The following is a 14,887-nucleotide window of genomic DNA, read 5'->3' on the forward strand; positions in this document are numbered from 1 at the left end:
GCAAAGCGCACATAGCCTTCGCCCCTGGAACCAAAGCCAGAGCCCGGCGACAGGGCAACGCCGGTAGTCCTCACCAAGTCCAGACAAAACTGGGCCGAGGATCCCCGATAAAACTCGGGCAAGGGCGCCCACAGGTACATGGTGGCCTCCGGTAGGGGCACGGGCCAGCCGATGCGGTGCAGAGCGGCCACCGCCAGATCTCGCCGCTCGCGGTACACCTGCCGCCAGTGATCCAAGAAGCTATCGGGAGCCGCCAAGGCCGCCGCTGCCCCCCGCAGAATGCCCTGGTACTGATGGAAGTCAATGGTGGACTTCACCAGGCGCAAAGCTTGGATCAGCTCGCGGCTGCCGATGGCATAGGCCACCCGGAACCCACCCATGTGGTAGGACTTGGAGAGGGAAAAGAACTCGATGGTGCGGGTCTTGTCGGGATCCGCCTGCAGCGCCGAAGGGGCCACCTGGCCGTCAAAACGCCAGTCCACGTAGGGGAAGTCATGGGCCAGGAGGATGTCGTGCTGCTGACAAAACTGCAGCGTCTCCTGCCAAAACTCCGGGGTGACGGTGGCGGTGGTGGGGTTGTGGGGGTAGCTCAGCACCAAGAGGCGGGCCCGGCGACAGATCTCTGCTGGGATCTCGTCCCACTGGGGCAGGAAACGGTTTTCCACCCGTAGAGGCAAGTAGTAAGGGATCCCGCCCGCTAGATGGATCCCACCCACATGGGAGGGGTAGCCAGGGTCGGTAACCAAGGCAATATCCCCGGGGTTGAGCAGGGCCAGCGGTAGAAGGGCTGTGCCCTGCTGGGATCCAATCAAGGGCAGCACCTCCGTTTCGGGGTCAATGGCTAGGCCGAACTTCCTCTGGTACCACTGGGCACAGGCAGCGCGGAACTCAGCGGTATCGTGAAACAGGGTGTAGCCATAGGTGGAGGGATCTGCCAGGGCCCTCTGAATGGCTGCCAGCGCTTCCGGAGGCGGGGGCAGATCCGAGGATCCCAGAGACAGGTCGATAACATCTACGCCCAGGCGCCGCGCCTCCCACTTGGCCTGGTCTAGCTGGTCGAAGACATTGGAGCGCAGCGGCTCAAGGCGTTGGGCAAAGGCAGCAACCATGCGACAAATCCAGAGGGGCTAGGGCGGCGATCCAAGCAGCGGGCTCTCTTTAGGGATTACTGGGATTGTTGCCGTCAGGGGAGGAGCTGGGGGCAGAGGGCCGCGTGGCCGCTGCCGGGCCGCGGTCAAAGATCTCGATGTGCCACTGTCCTCGACCGTTACTCTCAAAGGCAATAAAGCGGCCATCGCCGCTGATGGTGGGGTTGCGCACATCCCCTGGCACCCGGCTGCTGATGTTCTCAACCCGACGGGTTTCGCGGTCGTAGAGAAAGATCTCCGATTTGCCCAGCGCATTGGACACGTAAACGATGTAGCGGCCATCGGCACTGATGTCGGGCGAGCTGGCAGCCACGTCGCTGGAATTAAGCCCGGGCAAGTCCACCAGCCGCCGCTCCACCATGTCGTAGAGAAAAATATCCTGACTGCCGCTGCGGGCTGAGGAAAACACTAGGTAGCGACCATCCCCACTCAAAGCAGGCTCCCCATCGGGGAAAATGCTGTTGAGCCCGCTGTTGCTCAAGCTAGGAGGTGGGGTACGAAAGCCTGGGGGGCTACAGCCCAACAGCACTAAGCCCAAGCTGACCAGGCCTACCCTTCCCAACCCCCTGGCTCGGCTGAACACAATCCAGCCCTTGGTCAGCATAGTATCGCTTTCCCGACCCCTTTTTTCCATCATACCTGGTTGACCAATTCCGGCCAGGCTAAGGTTGGTTCAGAACCCCCCAGCAGTGGAGGTTGGCTGCAGCTACTTTGGAAGCTGGTACCCTTATTTCCTGGCCGTTGAGCAGGTGTGGGAGGAGAGCTGGTTCTGGGGCCGCGCCGTTTAGGTGGCGAGGGAAAATGGCCTCTCAAGGGTTTTGCCCTCGGGAAGGCTAACTGCCTTGCCTTGAGCTCGGCTTTTCTGCATCGTTGGTATTGTTGATTGTTGAATCTGCCTCTTTTGGGTTGTTCTCCGCTACCACTGGGCGCTACGGCTATGGCTCGCCGCAACACTCTGCAAGACGATCTCCATTACCAACAAGCCAAGCGCAGCCTGCGCCAGTGGGTGGCCCAACTGGATCTGCGCCCCCAAGAGATCGCGGGCCTAGAAAGGGAGCTGGAGAACTTGCAAGCGCTCTTGGACAAGTTGGAAACTGAGGTGATCCACATCGCTGCCTTCGGCCTGGTGGGGCGAGGCAAGTCCTCTCTGCTCAATGCTCTCCTAGGGGAGCCGGTCTTCCAGACAGGGCCTACCCATGGCACCACCCGCACCCAGCAAACGGCAGCTTGGAACATCAGTTGGGAAACTCGTCCCCACTCCTCCTCTGGCAAGGCCCTGCAGGGATCCCACCTGCCGCCGGCCTCAGTGCAGTCAGTTCAGGTTAGCCACTGGCAGGGATCGCGTCTGGAGCTGATCGACACCCCCGGTCTGGATGAAGTAGACGGCCAAGAGCGGGCGCAGCTGGCCCAGGAGGTGGCCCAGCGGGCGGATCTCATCCTCTTTGTGGTCTGCGGGGATCTGACGCGGGTGGAGTTTGAGGCCCTAGCGACTCTGCGGGAGGCAGGCAAGCCCCTGCTGCTGGTGTTCAACAAAATTGACCAGTACCCAGAGGCGGATCGCCAGGCCATCTACGACAAGATCCGCAACGAACGGGTGCGGCAGCTTCTTTCCCCTGACGAGATTGTCCTGGTGGCAGCCTCGCCGCGCGTGCCACGCTTGGTGCAGAAGCCAGATGGCAGCTTTGGCGTGGAGATGGAGATCGGTCCCCCCCAAGTCGATGCCCTACGCCTGAAAATCCTAGAGGTCTTGCATCGGGAAGGGCGCTCCCTGCTAGCTCTCAATGCCCTCCTCTTTGCCGATCGCGTCAACCAGAAAGTCATCGAGCGCAAGCTGCAAAGCCGCGCCCACCAAGCCCAAGATCTCATTGCCGCCGCCGCCCGCACCAAGGCTCTGGCCGTCGCCCTCAACCCCATCACTCTCCTCGATACCCTGGGGGGGCTGGCTTTGGATATTGCCCTCATCCTGCGCCTGGCCCGCCTCTACGGCTGGCCCATGAGCACCGCCGGAGCCACACAACTGCTGCAAAAGATTGTCCTCAGCATGCTCAGCCTGGGAGCAGGAGAATGGGTGGCGCTGCTGGGGCTGGGATCCCTGAAAACCCTGCTGGGGGGATCCCTGCCCTTTAGCGGGGGATTCTCCCTAGGGGCCTACGGTTCGGTAGCCCTGACGCAGGCGGTCTTGGCCGGTTTTTCCTGCTACGCTCTTGGCGAGGCGGCCCGTCGCTACCTGGCCCAGGGAGCCAGTTGGGGACCGGAGGGGCCCAGGACGGTCATCGCCCAGATCTTGGCCGATTTGGACGAGGCCTCCATTACTGCCCGGCTTCGCGAAGAGATCTGCGCCAAAATTGGTTTGGCGCTGCTTTAAGAGCCCCTTGCTCCAGTCTTGGCATCCTCACCCTGCCCCCTCTCTACGACGTGGCCCGCTACCTGGGATCCGCCACATTCAGAAGCAAGACCAACCGCAGCTAGAAAAAGACGGCATCGACGCCCAGGGCAGCTTCCTGGTGGGAGGGCAGAGCCGCAGCCTTGATTATCTCCAGTCGGGAATTGCCTTCAAGAGACACAGCAAGCCCATCTTGGACCCACCCTCTCCTACGCACTGGAGGAGGCGGCCCAATGGGCCCTGAAGTCCAACCCCCCTCGACTTGGTCGGGTGCCGGCCAATTAGCTCAAAGTCACCCACCGCCTCTGCCTGGCCAAAATGGGCACGCTGTGGGAGAGCGCCCTCCAACAGGCCTTTGACGGGGATTCCACCGTTCTACCTGTTTGGGAGGAGCTGATTGACTGAGCAAGGGAGATGCCTTGGTAGGATGGGGAAAGCTCTCCGCCCTATCTCTATGTCAGCCCAAACCTTTCAAGACCTAATCCTACGCCTGCAGCAGTTTTGGGGGGAGCAAGGCTGCCTCATCCTCCAGCCCTACGACTTGGAAAAGGGGGCGGGCACCATGAGCCCCCACACGTTCTTGCGCGCTCTAGGGCCGGATCCCTGGCGAGTGGCCTATGTGGAGCCCTGCCGCCGCCCCACCGATGGGCGCTACGGCCAAAACCCCAACCGTCTACAGCACTACTTTCAGTACCAAGTCCTGATCAAGCCCTCCCCCGACGACATCCAAGAGGTGTACCTGGACAGCCTACGGGCTTTGGGCATCAACCCGGCAGAGCACGACATTCGCTTTGTGGAAGACGACTGGGAATCCCCTACCCTCGGCGCCTGGGGCGTAGGCTGGGAAGTTTGGCTAGATGGCATGGAAATAACCCAATTTACCTACTTCCAACAAGTAGGCGGGCAGGATTGCCACCCCGTTTCCGTAGAAATTACCTATGGGCTGGAGCGCCTAGCCATGTACCTGCAGGGGGTGGATTCGGTTTTCGATCTCTGCTGGAGTGAGCACCCTTCCCTGGGCCGTATTACCTATGGGCAAATCTATTTCCAAAATGAGGTGGAGCAATCCTACTACAACTTTGAGTACTCGGATCCCGAGATGCTGTTGGAGTTGTTCCGCCTCTACGAAGCTGAAGCCAAGCGCTTGATTGAAACCACGCAGCAGAAGCTAGAGAAACCGGTGACTCCCGAGCAGCCACCGGTGTCGCTGCTCTTGCCTGCCTACGACTACGTGCTCAAGTGCTCCCACACCTTCAACCTGCTCGATGCCCGCGGCGTCATTGCCGTGGCCGAGCGCACCCTCTACATTGGGCGCATCCGCAACCTGGCCCGACAATTGGCAGAGCTCTACCTCAGCCAAGTGGATCGCTTGAAGTTCAGCCCTGCTCTGCCCCAGCCGGAACCCAACTTAAGTTGCCAGGAAACCCCTTTGCTAGGCTAGGAACCGGAGCCAAGGGACCCTCTTTTGGCTATGATAGAAAACTGACATCAGCCACCTTTGCCCTGTTGCAACCCTCTTTGCGTTAAGCTAATCAGCGCCCTCGTTTTCATTCTCTTTTCCTGACCAGTCGACCTTAACTAAATTTATGTTTCGCTATCCCGTTACACGGGTTTCCATCTTTGTTGATGGAAACAATATGTTTTATGCTCAACAAAAAATTGGCTGGTTCTTTGACCCCCGCCGCATCTTGGATTACTTTGTCAGGTCACAACCCAATGTCGAGCTGGTCAATGCGTTTTGGTACACCGGCATCAAGGATCCCAACGATCAAAGAGCTTTCCGAGATGCCCTGATCAACTTGGGCTATACGGTGCGCACCAAGCTCCTCAAGGAATACCGAGACGAAGAGTCGGGCCGCTACTCCCAGAGGGCTAATCTAGATATCGAAATTGTGATCGATATGTTCAACACGGTGGGGCAATACGACCGGCTCATCCTATTTAGCGGCGACGGTGATTTTGAGCGGGCTGTTGAGCTGTTGCGCTCCAAAAACACCACGATTACCGTTGTCTCCACCGAAGGGATGATTGCCCGCGAGCTGCGCAACGCTACCGACCGCTACATCGACCTCAACGACATTCGCCCCTATATTGAGAAGTTGGACAAGTAGTCGTTGAGTATACGTGCTGGACTGCAAGACCTAGACAATGCTGGTTCCAACTCCAACAGAGGAATTTCTACAAGCGTAGCTTCCCCCTGAGCTAGAAATACCTCCTACCCCAAAAAAAGTAGCGCTGGCAAGCTCGTCTCCCTGTCCGCTCCCCAAGCTGGTGGAGGGGCTGGATCCTGTCCTTGTGCTGTTGAGATCCTCCTCGCCTTGCTTGCGCCAGCGGTGCGGAGTACGCCGCGCAGTGGGGTTAACCTCTGAACAACCCTGGCTTAGCCAGAGGGGCAGACAAGCTAGCATTGTAAAAAATCTTTGCCCTGGCTAGGTTTCTATGACTGACGTTCCCGTCTCCCGCATTCGCAACTTTTCCATCATTGCCCACATTGATCACGGCAAGTCCACCCTCGCCGACCGGCTGCTGGAGGCAACTGGCACCGTTTCAGCCCGCGAGATGAAGCCGCAACTTCTAGACAGCATGGAACTGGAGCGGGAACGGGGCATCACCATCAAGCTGCAGGCAGCCCGCATGAACTACCGGGCCCAAGACGGCCAGGACTACGTCCTCAACCTCATTGATACGCCAGGGCATGTGGATTTTTCCTACGAGGTCTCCCGCTCGCTGGCTGCCTGCGAAGGAGCGCTCCTGGTGGTGGATGCCTCTCAAGGTGTGGAAGCCCAAACTCTGGCGAATGTCTACCTGGCCCTAGAAAACAACTTGGAAATTATCCCCGTCATTAACAAAATTGACTTGCCCAGCGCCGACCCAGAGCGAGTCATTGCTGAGATTGAGCAGGTGATTGGTCTTGACTGCAGTGGGGCTATCTTGGCCTCTGCCAAAGTGGGCCTTGGGATCTCAGAGATCCTTGAGGCTATTGTGCAGCGGGTACCCCCGCCGCGGGATACGGTGGCAGATCCCTTGCGGGCTCTGATTTTCGATAGCTACTACGATCCCTACCGCGGTGTGATTGTCTATGTGCGCATCATGGATGGGGAGGTGAAGACGGGGGATAAGATTTGTTTTATGGCCTCTGGCCGCGAGTACGAGGTTACTGAGTTGGGAGTGATGCGCCCCCACCAAGAGCGGGTTGAGTCTCTCCATGCTGGGGAGGTGGGCTACATTGCCGCTGCCATCAAGAGCGTTGAGCATGCCCGCGTGGGGGATACCATCACCCTCGTTCATCGCAGGGCTGCCGAGCCCCTGCCCGGCTACAAAGAAGCTAAGCCCATGGTTTTCTGCGGCCTCTTTCCCAGCAACTCGGATCAGTACGCTGAACTCAAAGAAGCCCTGGAAAAACTCAAGCTCAACGATGCTGCTCTCCACTTTGAGCCGGAAGTTTCCCCTGCCATGGGCTTTGGCTTCCGCTGCGGTTTCTTGGGTCTGCTGCACATGGAGGTGGTTCAGGAACGGCTGGAGCGGGAGTACAACCTGGATTTGGTGATTACAGCCCCAACGGTGGTCTACCAGGTTACCCTCAACAATGGTTCGGTAATCCAGGTTGACAATCCCAGCAAGCTGCCTCCTCCCAACGAGCGCGTTAGCATTGAGGAGCCCATTGTCCGGGTGGAAATGATTTTGCCGGAGGAATTCGTTGGCCCAGTGATGGAACTGTGCGAGACCAAGCGCGGCACCTTTAAGGATATGAGGTACCTGGCTCAGGGCCGCACGACGCTAGTATACGAACTGCCTCTGGCGGAAGTGATCACGGACTTTTTTGACCAGTTAAAATCTCGCACCCGCGGCTACGCCAGCATGGACTACCAGATGGTGGGCTATCGACCTGACGATCTGGTGCGCTTGGATATTCTCATCAATGGCGAGGTGGTGGATGCCCTCTCCACGATTGTGCATCGGGACAAAGCCTTCCAGGTAGGCCGATCCCTGGTGGCTAAGTTGCGCGAGCTGATCCCACGCCACCAGTTTGAGGTGCCCATCCAAGCGGCGATTGGCTCTCGGGTGATAGCCCGCGAAACTATTCCTGCTCTGCGCAAAAATGTTTTGGCCAAGTGCTACGGGGGCGATGTAACTCGCAAGCGCAAGCTTCTGGAAAAGCAGAAGGAGGGAAAAAAGCGCATGAAGGCGCTGGGAACAGTGGATGTGCCCCAAGAGGCATTTATGGCGGTGTTGAAGTTGCAAAATGACTAACCTAACCTTGCGGCGAGAGGAGGTGTTAGCCTGGCTGCAGGAGCGGCTGCCTCCTCCTCGCCTGCGCCACATCCTAGGAGTCGAAGCAATGGCCCGGCAACTGGCAGCTCACTACGGGCTGGATGAGCAGAAAGCTGCTTGGGCAGGCCTACTGCACGACTTGGCTAAGTCTTTCCCAGCAGAGGAGCTGCTACAGCGAGTAGCTCGGGAGCGGGAGCTAGACGAGATTGAACGGGCTGAACCCCACATTCTCCACGCCGAGGTGGGATCCCTGTTGGCACAGGAACAGTTTCAGGTGCAGGATGAGGAAATCCTAGCGGCTATTGCCAACCACACGCTGGGGCGGCCCGGCATGGATCCGCTAAGTTGTGTGGTTTTTGTGGCCGATGCTCTGGAACCCAGCCGCGGCAACAGCCCAGAGCTGGAGCAGTTGCGACGTCTGGCTTTTGTAGATTTATCTAAAGCTGTGGTAGGGGTTTGCGATCTGAGCCTGAGATTTTTGCTAAACCGGAATCAGGTGGTTCATCCACGCACACTCATGACTCGCAATCATTTCCTGCTCCATCCTTTGGACAAAAAGGATTTCCAGAGGCCTGCATCCCCAGTTCATCCAGTCGTTTCAGGAGGGTCTTAGTTGCTACAGCTCATGCCTAGCCGTGCCAGGGATCCCATCTATCGCATGGCGCTGACTGCAGCTCGCGCAGCGGAAGAAAAAAAAGGTGGTGACATTGTTCTGCTGGACGTATCCCAGGTTTCCACACTGGCAGACTACTTTCTTCTGGTCAGTGGCTACTCGCTGACGCAAGTGCGTGCCATTGCCCGGGCAATTGAGGAAAAGCTCTGGGAGGAGTGGCAACAGAGGCCGCGCCGCATTGAAGGTCAAGACTCAGGCTCGTGGATCCTGATGGACTATGCCGATCTCATCGTTCACGTACTGATGCAAAACGAAAGAGAGTACTACGACTTAGAGTCTTTTTGGATCCAGGCCCAGCGAGTTGACTTGCCTTTAGCAGGGTAGTGACCTAGCTTCAAAGGTTGACTTTTTGAGCCTTGGGCTTTTCCGGCTTTCCAAGGCCTTAGTCAGCTGTCAAGAAATATGTGAGACATGTAAAGTTTTCAATAGTTCCACACTTTCCTACATGGTTGCGTGCTAGCATGTTGACCGAGGAGTGATTGGCTAAGATCTTTCTTTCTAGGGGCAGGCGAGTTTCTATAGTCTTTGTTAAAATCCTCCCTCTGTACTTCCCAAAATACCAATAATTTCTTCTTGGCACCAGATACTAGCAAGTTGCGGCGGGGATCTTAGCCAATGAATTGACAGTGACTTCCCGCAGGTGGGGAGCTGGGTCTACTGCTTAGATACGAGTCCCCTGCCAAGAGCAGGGGGAAGGGGCAGCTAGCACCCTTTGCAGCAGAGACTTTGTTGAATGCTTGTTTTAAGATGGGAGGGAAACTCCGATGGAAAAAGTGTTGGTGAATATTGTCGAGTACCTGGCATTGTCAGAACTGGAAACTTTCCTCTGCACTGAGCACCCCCATAAGCAAGTGTTTCATGATGCTAGAGAGCGAGAATCGCTAATGCAGCAGATTCTCAACCGGGTTCCTCCTGTTTATAGGTGGCTGGCTGCCGATGAATGTCCTAGCCGCGATCAGCTTAATCCCCGAGAACTGGAACTGCTCCGCTCGGTGGTGCGGGAGGTGGTCAAGCAGAAGCTGCAACAGGACTCTTTTGAGGATCCCTACGTAGGAGCAGCTATGTCGGAAGTGTTCTACGGGTAAGCTACACTGCAAAGGCAGGGCATCAGCCTATTGCTTCTATTCTATTCATGCTGCCTGTCTACTATTCTGAGACTTTTCTCAGCCACAACACAGGTCCCTTTCATCCGGAACGCCCAGCACGCTTGCGAGCTATTTCTAAGGCTCTGCAGGGATCCCCTTTTGCCAGCCAACTGGAGTGGCGGGATCCCCCTTTGGCTGAGCTTTGGGAGCTGGAGCGAGTCCACCCCCCTTGGCATATTCAACGGGTGGCGGAGCTGGCTGCAGCGGGTGGGGGTTACCTTGATGCCGATACCATCGTCTCTCCAGGCAGCTTTGAGGCAGCGCGGCGGGCAGTGGGAGCCTGGATTGCTGCTTCGGCCTCAGTCTTGGCTACAGGGCAGCCGGCTCTGGTGCTCTGTCGTCCTCCTGGGCATCACGCCGAGCCAGAGCGGGCAATGGGGTTTTGCCTCTTCAGTAACGCCGCCATTGCAGCCCTATGGGCCCTGGATCAGCCGGGGGTTGAGCGGGTAGCCATTTTCGATTGGGATGTGCACCACGGCAACGGCACCCAGGCGGTAGTAGAGCGCCATCCCCAGCTGGCCTATGCCTCCATCCACCAGTTTCCTCTCTACCCTGGCACAGGACGGGCGGAGGAAACCGGACTCCACGGCAACCTCTGCAACGTGCCTCTGCCTGCTGGGTCGGATTGGTCGGCCTATAAAAAGGCTCTCGATGAGAAGGTTTTGCCCTTCCTGCGCGCCTTCCAACCGGATTTGCTGCTGGTGAGTGCAGGCTTTGACTGTGCCAAAGGGGATCCCTTGGCCAGCATGCTGCTGGAGCCAGAAGATTTTGGCCGCATGGCCCGCCTTTGCCTGGAGGAGGTGACCCGCAAGACCGTCTTCGGCCTAGAAGGGGGCTATGACCTGGAGAACCTGGCCCGCGGCTGGCTGAGCCTAGCTCAAGCTTGCCTGGGGGGTTAGCCTTTCCATTTCACCTTAGGCAGGATTTGCCGCACATCCACCCGGTCTTTGTACTTGAGGGCGAAGTTAAGCAGCGAATCCAATAGCGAATCTGACAGGTAGTGGGGCTGAAGGCCTAGATCAAGAAGCTTGGTGTTTTTGGCGTTGTAGTAGTGCTCTTCCAACTCAACGCGGGGGTTCTCCAAGTGTTGGATTTCCACCTTCAAGCCCATGGCAGCTGCCGCCTTTTGCACCATCACGGCTAGCTGCTCGACACTAAATTGTTCCGTAAACTGGTTCATCACCCGAAACTGACCTGGCTCAGGAGGATTGGCGATGGCTAGCTCCACACAACGCACAGTGTCGCGAATATCCAAGAAGCCACGCGTCTGGCCTCCTTTGCCATAGACCGTCAGCGGATGGCCTACTGCTGCCTGGACACAGAAGCGGTTTAGAGCCGTACCGAACACCCCATCGTAGTCGAGGCGGTTGATGAGGACCTCGTCCATGCCTGTTTCTTCCGTGAGCACGCCATAGACCACCCCTTGGTTAAGGTCTGTAGCCCGCAGGCCCCAGACGCGGCAGGCAAAGTGAATGTTGTGGCTGTCATGCACCTTGGAGAGGTGGTACATGGATCCCGGCTGCTTGGGATACGGCAGGGTATCCTTGCGGCCGTTGTGCTCGATGGTGATGTAGCCCTCCTCGATGTCAATGTTGGGGGTACCGTACTCACCCATGGTGCCCAGCTTCACCAGGTGGCAGTCGGGAAATTCTTCCTTGATGGCATAGAGGATGTTGAGGGTACCCACCACGTTGTTAACCTGGGTCATCACCGCATGTTCGCGGCTGATCATCGAGAAGGGAGCGGAGCGCTGCTCGCCAAAGTGCACAATCGCCTCTGGCTCAAAGCGGCGCATGCAAGAAATTAAGGCCTGGTAGTTGGTAACGTCACATACAAAAATGGGAATATCCTTACCGGTCAGTCCCTTCCAGCGATCAACCCGCTGCTCCAGCGAGGCAATGGGTGTCAGGCTAGCAACCCCCAGTTGCAGATCCCAAAGCCGGCGGATGTAGGAGTCGAGGATAGCCACCTCGTAGCCCCTGTTGGATAGGTGCAGAGCCGTTGCCCAGCCGCAGTATCCATCACCACCAATAACTAGAACTCTCATCGCGGAAGCGGAATTCGCCTGTTCAAGAATCTACCAAGTTATGGCACCAAAGACAAACACCTCAGGATCTCATCGGGGGATTTAGTCGACCTGAGGAGGGTTGTCTAGGGTGTAGACGATGGTCTCAGTGGCAATGGCGCGGCGCACATAGGCAGGGACTTGGTAAAGGCCCAGGAGAGTGATGCCATCGAGGAAGCGCAGTTCCCCTCGACTGGGATCCAAGTGCTGAGCCAGGAGCTGGTCAATTTGCTCCGGATCTGGCCTGGAGAGAATGGGAGCCTGAGCTGCCAGGGCAAATCCGAGAGGCTCACCATAGGTAGGGGCGTAGATGGTGTAGGTCTGCACAGCAGCAAACACTGTTTTCAGGGTGTGAACGATGCGGGTGTGCTGCCACAACTCCAGGGGGCTTGTCGGCCCAGCCTGGAGGACAAAAGCCCCACCAGGCTGCAACTTGGAGCGGATCTGGCGGAAAAACTCCTGGGTAAAGAGGCGGTAGGCAGGGCCCCCTTCCACTGGATCTGAGAGGTCGGAGAGGATGGCATCCCAAACTGGCTCTGTCTCCTGGACAAAGTCGAAAGCGTCAGCAATGACTACCTGCACCCGCGGATCCTCAAAGGATCCCTGGTGCATTTCTGGCAAGTGTTCCCGACAGGCCTCCACCACCTCTCCGTCGATATCCACCATCACTACCTGCTCCACCGAGCGCCAGCGCAGCACCTCCCGCAGCGTTGCCCCTTCCGCGCCCCCCAGCACGAGCACGCGGCGGGGGAGCACACCCCCCTGGACAACCTGCAGAAGAGCTGGGTGGACAAGTGCCTCATGGTAGAGGAACTCGTCCAGCGTAGTGGACTGCCAATGCCCATCCAGCATCAAGCCCTTGCCATAGGCCCCCGTCTCGGCAATCAGCATTTCTTGGAAGGGGGTCTTTCGGTGGGCCAGAACGCGGGTAATGGCAAAGGCAGTGTAGCTCCAGGGGGTGAAGTACTCCTGGGCCCAGAAGCAGCTCCTTGGCGGGTTCATGGGTAGCTCAGCAAAAGGGATGCAATCTCAGCGCCTTCGTCTAGCTGTCTCACAACTGAGTGCCTCCGGCAAGGACGTCACTTCCTCAAGGGGTGCCGGCTCCGTAGTTCGGCGAGGTAGCTTACGCAGCGAATGCCGTCGTGCTTGAAAAACCTCAATCAAATATTCGCAGGCTGCTTCCGGCCGCGTATGGCGGCCGCAGGTAAACACATCCACCGCTGCATAACCCACTTCGGGCCAAGTGTGGATGGAGATGTGGGACTCTCCCAAGAGGGCCAGTGCTGTGATCCCCTGCGGCTCAAAGGGATGGCAAAGCTCGCCCAAGAGGGTGGAGTTGGAGCGTCTAGCCGCCTCCCGCAAGGCTTGCTGCACCAGGGAGACATCATCCAAGAGGTTGGCCGGGCAGTCGTACAGCTCTAGGATGCAGTGGATCCCGATTAGAGCCAGAGACCTATCCCCTAATTGGCCAGATAGTGTGTGTACCATACTATCCCCTAATTGGCCAGATAGACGACAAAAGCCGTGCAGGCAGAAAGCACAGTTTTGCCATTATCTCACAAATTTAGGAGGATTACAAGGCCGAGCAGCCTTCTTCTGGCCTGTCGAGCCAGGAGCGTGAGTTCTTCCAGCCTGAGGAAAATCAAGCAGACGGGTAGAGGGGCAGAGCTGCTACGTCTGGCCCTTCCCTGAAGACGGGGGATAAAGCAAGGCCTCTAGCTCCTGCAAAGCCCGCTCTAGGTCATCGTTGACAATGACGTAATCGAATTCGTCTTTGGCATCCAATTCCTTGCGAGCCTGCTGCAGGCGGCATTCAATGCTGTCTTCGGAATCTTGGCCCCGCTGGCGAATGCGGCGCTCAAGCTCTTCTAGAGAAGGAGGCGACAGGAAAATACGAATGGCATCTGGGCAAAGTTTCCTCACTTGGCGAGCTCCAGCCAGCTCAATTTCCAGCAGTACATCCTGACCCTGGCTGAGTTTTTCAAAGACAATCTGGCGAGGGGTGCCGTAGAAGTTGCCTGCATACTGCGCCCATTCCAGTAACTCGCCAGCTTCAATGAGACTGAGAAACTCCTCGCGGGTGCGAAAGTAGTAGTTGACCCCTTCCTGTTCGCCGGGGCGAGGGGGGCGGGTGGTGACTGAGACAGAAAAATACAGCTCAGGGTGGCGCTGGCGCAGGTGGCTGACCAAGGTTCCTTTGCCTACCCCACTAGGCCCTGTTAAAACCACTAGGCGACCGCGAGGAGGGGAGGGCTGGGGCGATCCCTGGGACTGCCTAACCTCAGAGGAACCTGGCAAAGATAGGAGGGTAGGAGAAGCGGCCATAGGCAGCAATTGGCAGAGGACGGCTGGACAGTTGGCTGGTTTTGTTTGTTTTAGGATATCTTACTCTTCTCCTCGCAGGCTGGTTGTGATTCCTCCGCCACGCCGACCTGGGCAGTAAGGAATGGGGTTGGCAAGGGTTTCCGGCTAGATAGCCGAGGGGAGAGGGTGTCCCAAAGCGGTTGACAGCGCGGGGTGCAGCAGGCCGCTTTCGCAGCCATCGCTGGTGAGGCGTTTGGAGAAAGCTAATTCGGAACTGAGCATGGCAATCACCCGCGCAGCGGCGACGGGAGGGCCAAAGTTCCTGGGAACCGAGCAGCCTCCCGCAGCCTGAGGTGGCAAGTCAAACCGCCGATCACCCTTGACTGGCAAGGCCTTTCTGGGTAGAGATTTCTGCTGGACCGGCAAGTTCTATTGGGGCTTCAGGGAGGCTCCCCGTTAGAGCACGCCGTTAAAGGTAAAGCTGCCGCTGCCCAGCCGCTCCTGGCGATCGAAAACGCTGATGGTAAGTTGATGGGATCCCGTCTGGGTAACGGTAAAGCGGTTCTGGGTCAGGGTAAGCCCTGTTACTGTGCAGGCGGTGGCTCCGACAAAGCAGCCGGGCAATTGGGAAGCATCGAAAACCCCCAGGGTGACAAAGTTACCCAGCGGAGTAGTAACGGCAGCCAAGAAAGCGTTGGATCCGCGGATCCCGGCAGGGGCTTCGACGCGGAAGGAGACCACAAAGGTGGGGGTTTGCCCTACGGAGACGGTGCGTGGCCAGAGATCGGTGATGGTGAGGGAGGGAGGCGGTATCGGCGTCGGCAGGGGGGTGCTGCCGGTCGTCTCCCCACATCCTGCCAAACCGACGCCTAGGAGCAACAGCAGAGGGATCCCTCT

General features: G+C 57.8%; 15 protein-coding genes. 8 read left to right on the top strand and 7 right to left on the bottom strand.

Annotation, left to right across the window (positions count from 1 at the left end; all coding sequences use genetic code 11):
- Positions 1–1,109: LL-diaminopimelate aminotransferase (locus NW827_RS03130; protein WP_414503324.1), on the bottom strand; the 1,109-nt coding region annotated here is incomplete at its 3' end.
- 49 nt (positions 1,110–1,158) lie between these two features.
- Positions 1,159–1,752: a TolB family protein gene (locus tag NW827_RS03135; RefSeq protein WP_414403643.1), complete on the bottom strand. Its 594-nt coding sequence runs from the start codon at positions 1,750–1,752 to the stop codon at positions 1,159–1,161.
- Positions 1,753–2,085: 333 nt separating this feature from the next.
- Between NW827_RS03135 and NW827_RS03140 the strand changes: the two genes are divergently transcribed.
- From NW827_RS03140 to NW827_RS03175, 8 genes are all read left to right on the top strand, one after another.
- On the top strand, positions 2,086–3,513 hold the full coding sequence (locus NW827_RS03140; RefSeq protein WP_414361453.1) for a DUF697 domain-containing protein: 1,428 nt from the start codon (positions 2,086–2,088) through the stop codon (positions 3,511–3,513).
- A 472-nt stretch (positions 3,514–3,985) separates the two neighbouring features.
- A complete protein-coding gene (gene glyQ, locus NW827_RS03145) occupies positions 3,986–4,972 on the top strand; it encodes a glycine--tRNA ligase subunit alpha (protein ID WP_414403728.1) in 987 nt (328 codons plus the stop codon).
- Between the two features lie 145 nt (positions 4,973–5,117).
- Positions 5,118–5,642 (top strand): NYN domain-containing protein, encoded by a 525-nt coding sequence (locus tag NW827_RS03150; RefSeq protein WP_414361449.1) that lies wholly within the window; start codon positions 5,118–5,120, stop codon positions 5,640–5,642.
- Between the two features lie 328 nt (positions 5,643–5,970).
- On the top strand, positions 5,971–7,782 hold the full coding sequence (lepA, locus tag NW827_RS03155; protein WP_414403642.1) for a translation elongation factor 4: 1,812 nt from the start codon (positions 5,971–5,973) through the stop codon (positions 7,780–7,782).
- A complete protein-coding gene (yqeK, locus tag NW827_RS03160; protein ID WP_414503325.1) occupies positions 7,775–8,416 on the top strand; it encodes a bis(5'-nucleosyl)-tetraphosphatase (symmetrical) YqeK in 642 nt (213 codons plus the stop codon). The genes lepA and yqeK overlap by 8 nt, the downstream gene beginning before the upstream one ends.
- Before the next feature lie 12 nt (positions 8,417–8,428).
- On the top strand, positions 8,429–8,800 hold the full coding sequence (gene rsfS / locus NW827_RS03165; protein ID WP_414403640.1) for a ribosome silencing factor: 372 nt from the start codon (positions 8,429–8,431) through the stop codon (positions 8,798–8,800).
- A gap of 440 nt (positions 8,801–9,240) precedes the next feature.
- Positions 9,241–9,561, top strand: coding sequence for a hypothetical protein (locus NW827_RS03170; RefSeq protein ID WP_414361441.1), 321 nt, complete (start codon positions 9,241–9,243; stop codon positions 9,559–9,561).
- 47 nt (positions 9,562–9,608) lie between these two features.
- On the top strand, positions 9,609–10,520 hold the full coding sequence (locus tag NW827_RS03175) for a histone deacetylase (RefSeq protein ID WP_414403639.1): 912 nt from the start codon (positions 9,609–9,611) through the stop codon (positions 10,518–10,520).
- Here NW827_RS03175 and NW827_RS03180 read toward each other — a convergent pair.
- The 5 genes from NW827_RS03180 to NW827_RS03200 form a co-directional block, all read right to left on the bottom strand.
- A complete protein-coding gene (locus NW827_RS03180) occupies positions 10,517–11,668 on the bottom strand; it encodes an NAD-dependent epimerase/dehydratase family protein (RefSeq protein WP_414361438.1) in 1,152 nt (383 codons plus the stop codon). The two genes, NW827_RS03175 and NW827_RS03180, sit on opposite strands and share 4 nt — an antisense overlap.
- Positions 11,669–11,749: 81 nt before the next feature.
- The gene (locus NW827_RS03185; protein WP_414361436.1) at positions 11,750–12,688 is read right to left on the bottom strand and encodes a spermidine synthase; all 939 of its coding nucleotides are present in this window, start codon (positions 12,686–12,688) and stop codon (positions 11,750–11,752) included.
- A 27-nt stretch (positions 12,689–12,715) separates the two neighbouring features.
- Positions 12,716–13,174, bottom strand: a complete 459-nt coding sequence (gene speD / locus NW827_RS03190; protein WP_414361435.1) for an adenosylmethionine decarboxylase — start codon at positions 13,172–13,174, stop codon at positions 12,716–12,718.
- Positions 13,175–13,357: 183 nt separating this feature from the next.
- Positions 13,358–14,011 carry a guanylate kinase gene (gene gmk / locus NW827_RS03195; protein WP_414361433.1) on the bottom strand — a complete coding sequence of 218 codons (654 nt, stop codon included), beginning with the start codon at positions 14,009–14,011 and terminating at the stop codon, positions 13,358–13,360.
- A gap of 435 nt (positions 14,012–14,446) precedes the next feature.
- The coding region (locus NW827_RS03200; RefSeq protein ID WP_414503326.1) for a hypothetical protein at positions 14,447–14,887 on the bottom strand (441 nt) is incomplete at its 5' end.

The sequence above is a fragment of the Synechococcus sp. H70.1 genome (assembly GCF_047502705.1).
Lineage (GTDB): Bacteria > Cyanobacteriota > Cyanobacteriia > Thermostichales > Thermostichaceae > Thermostichus.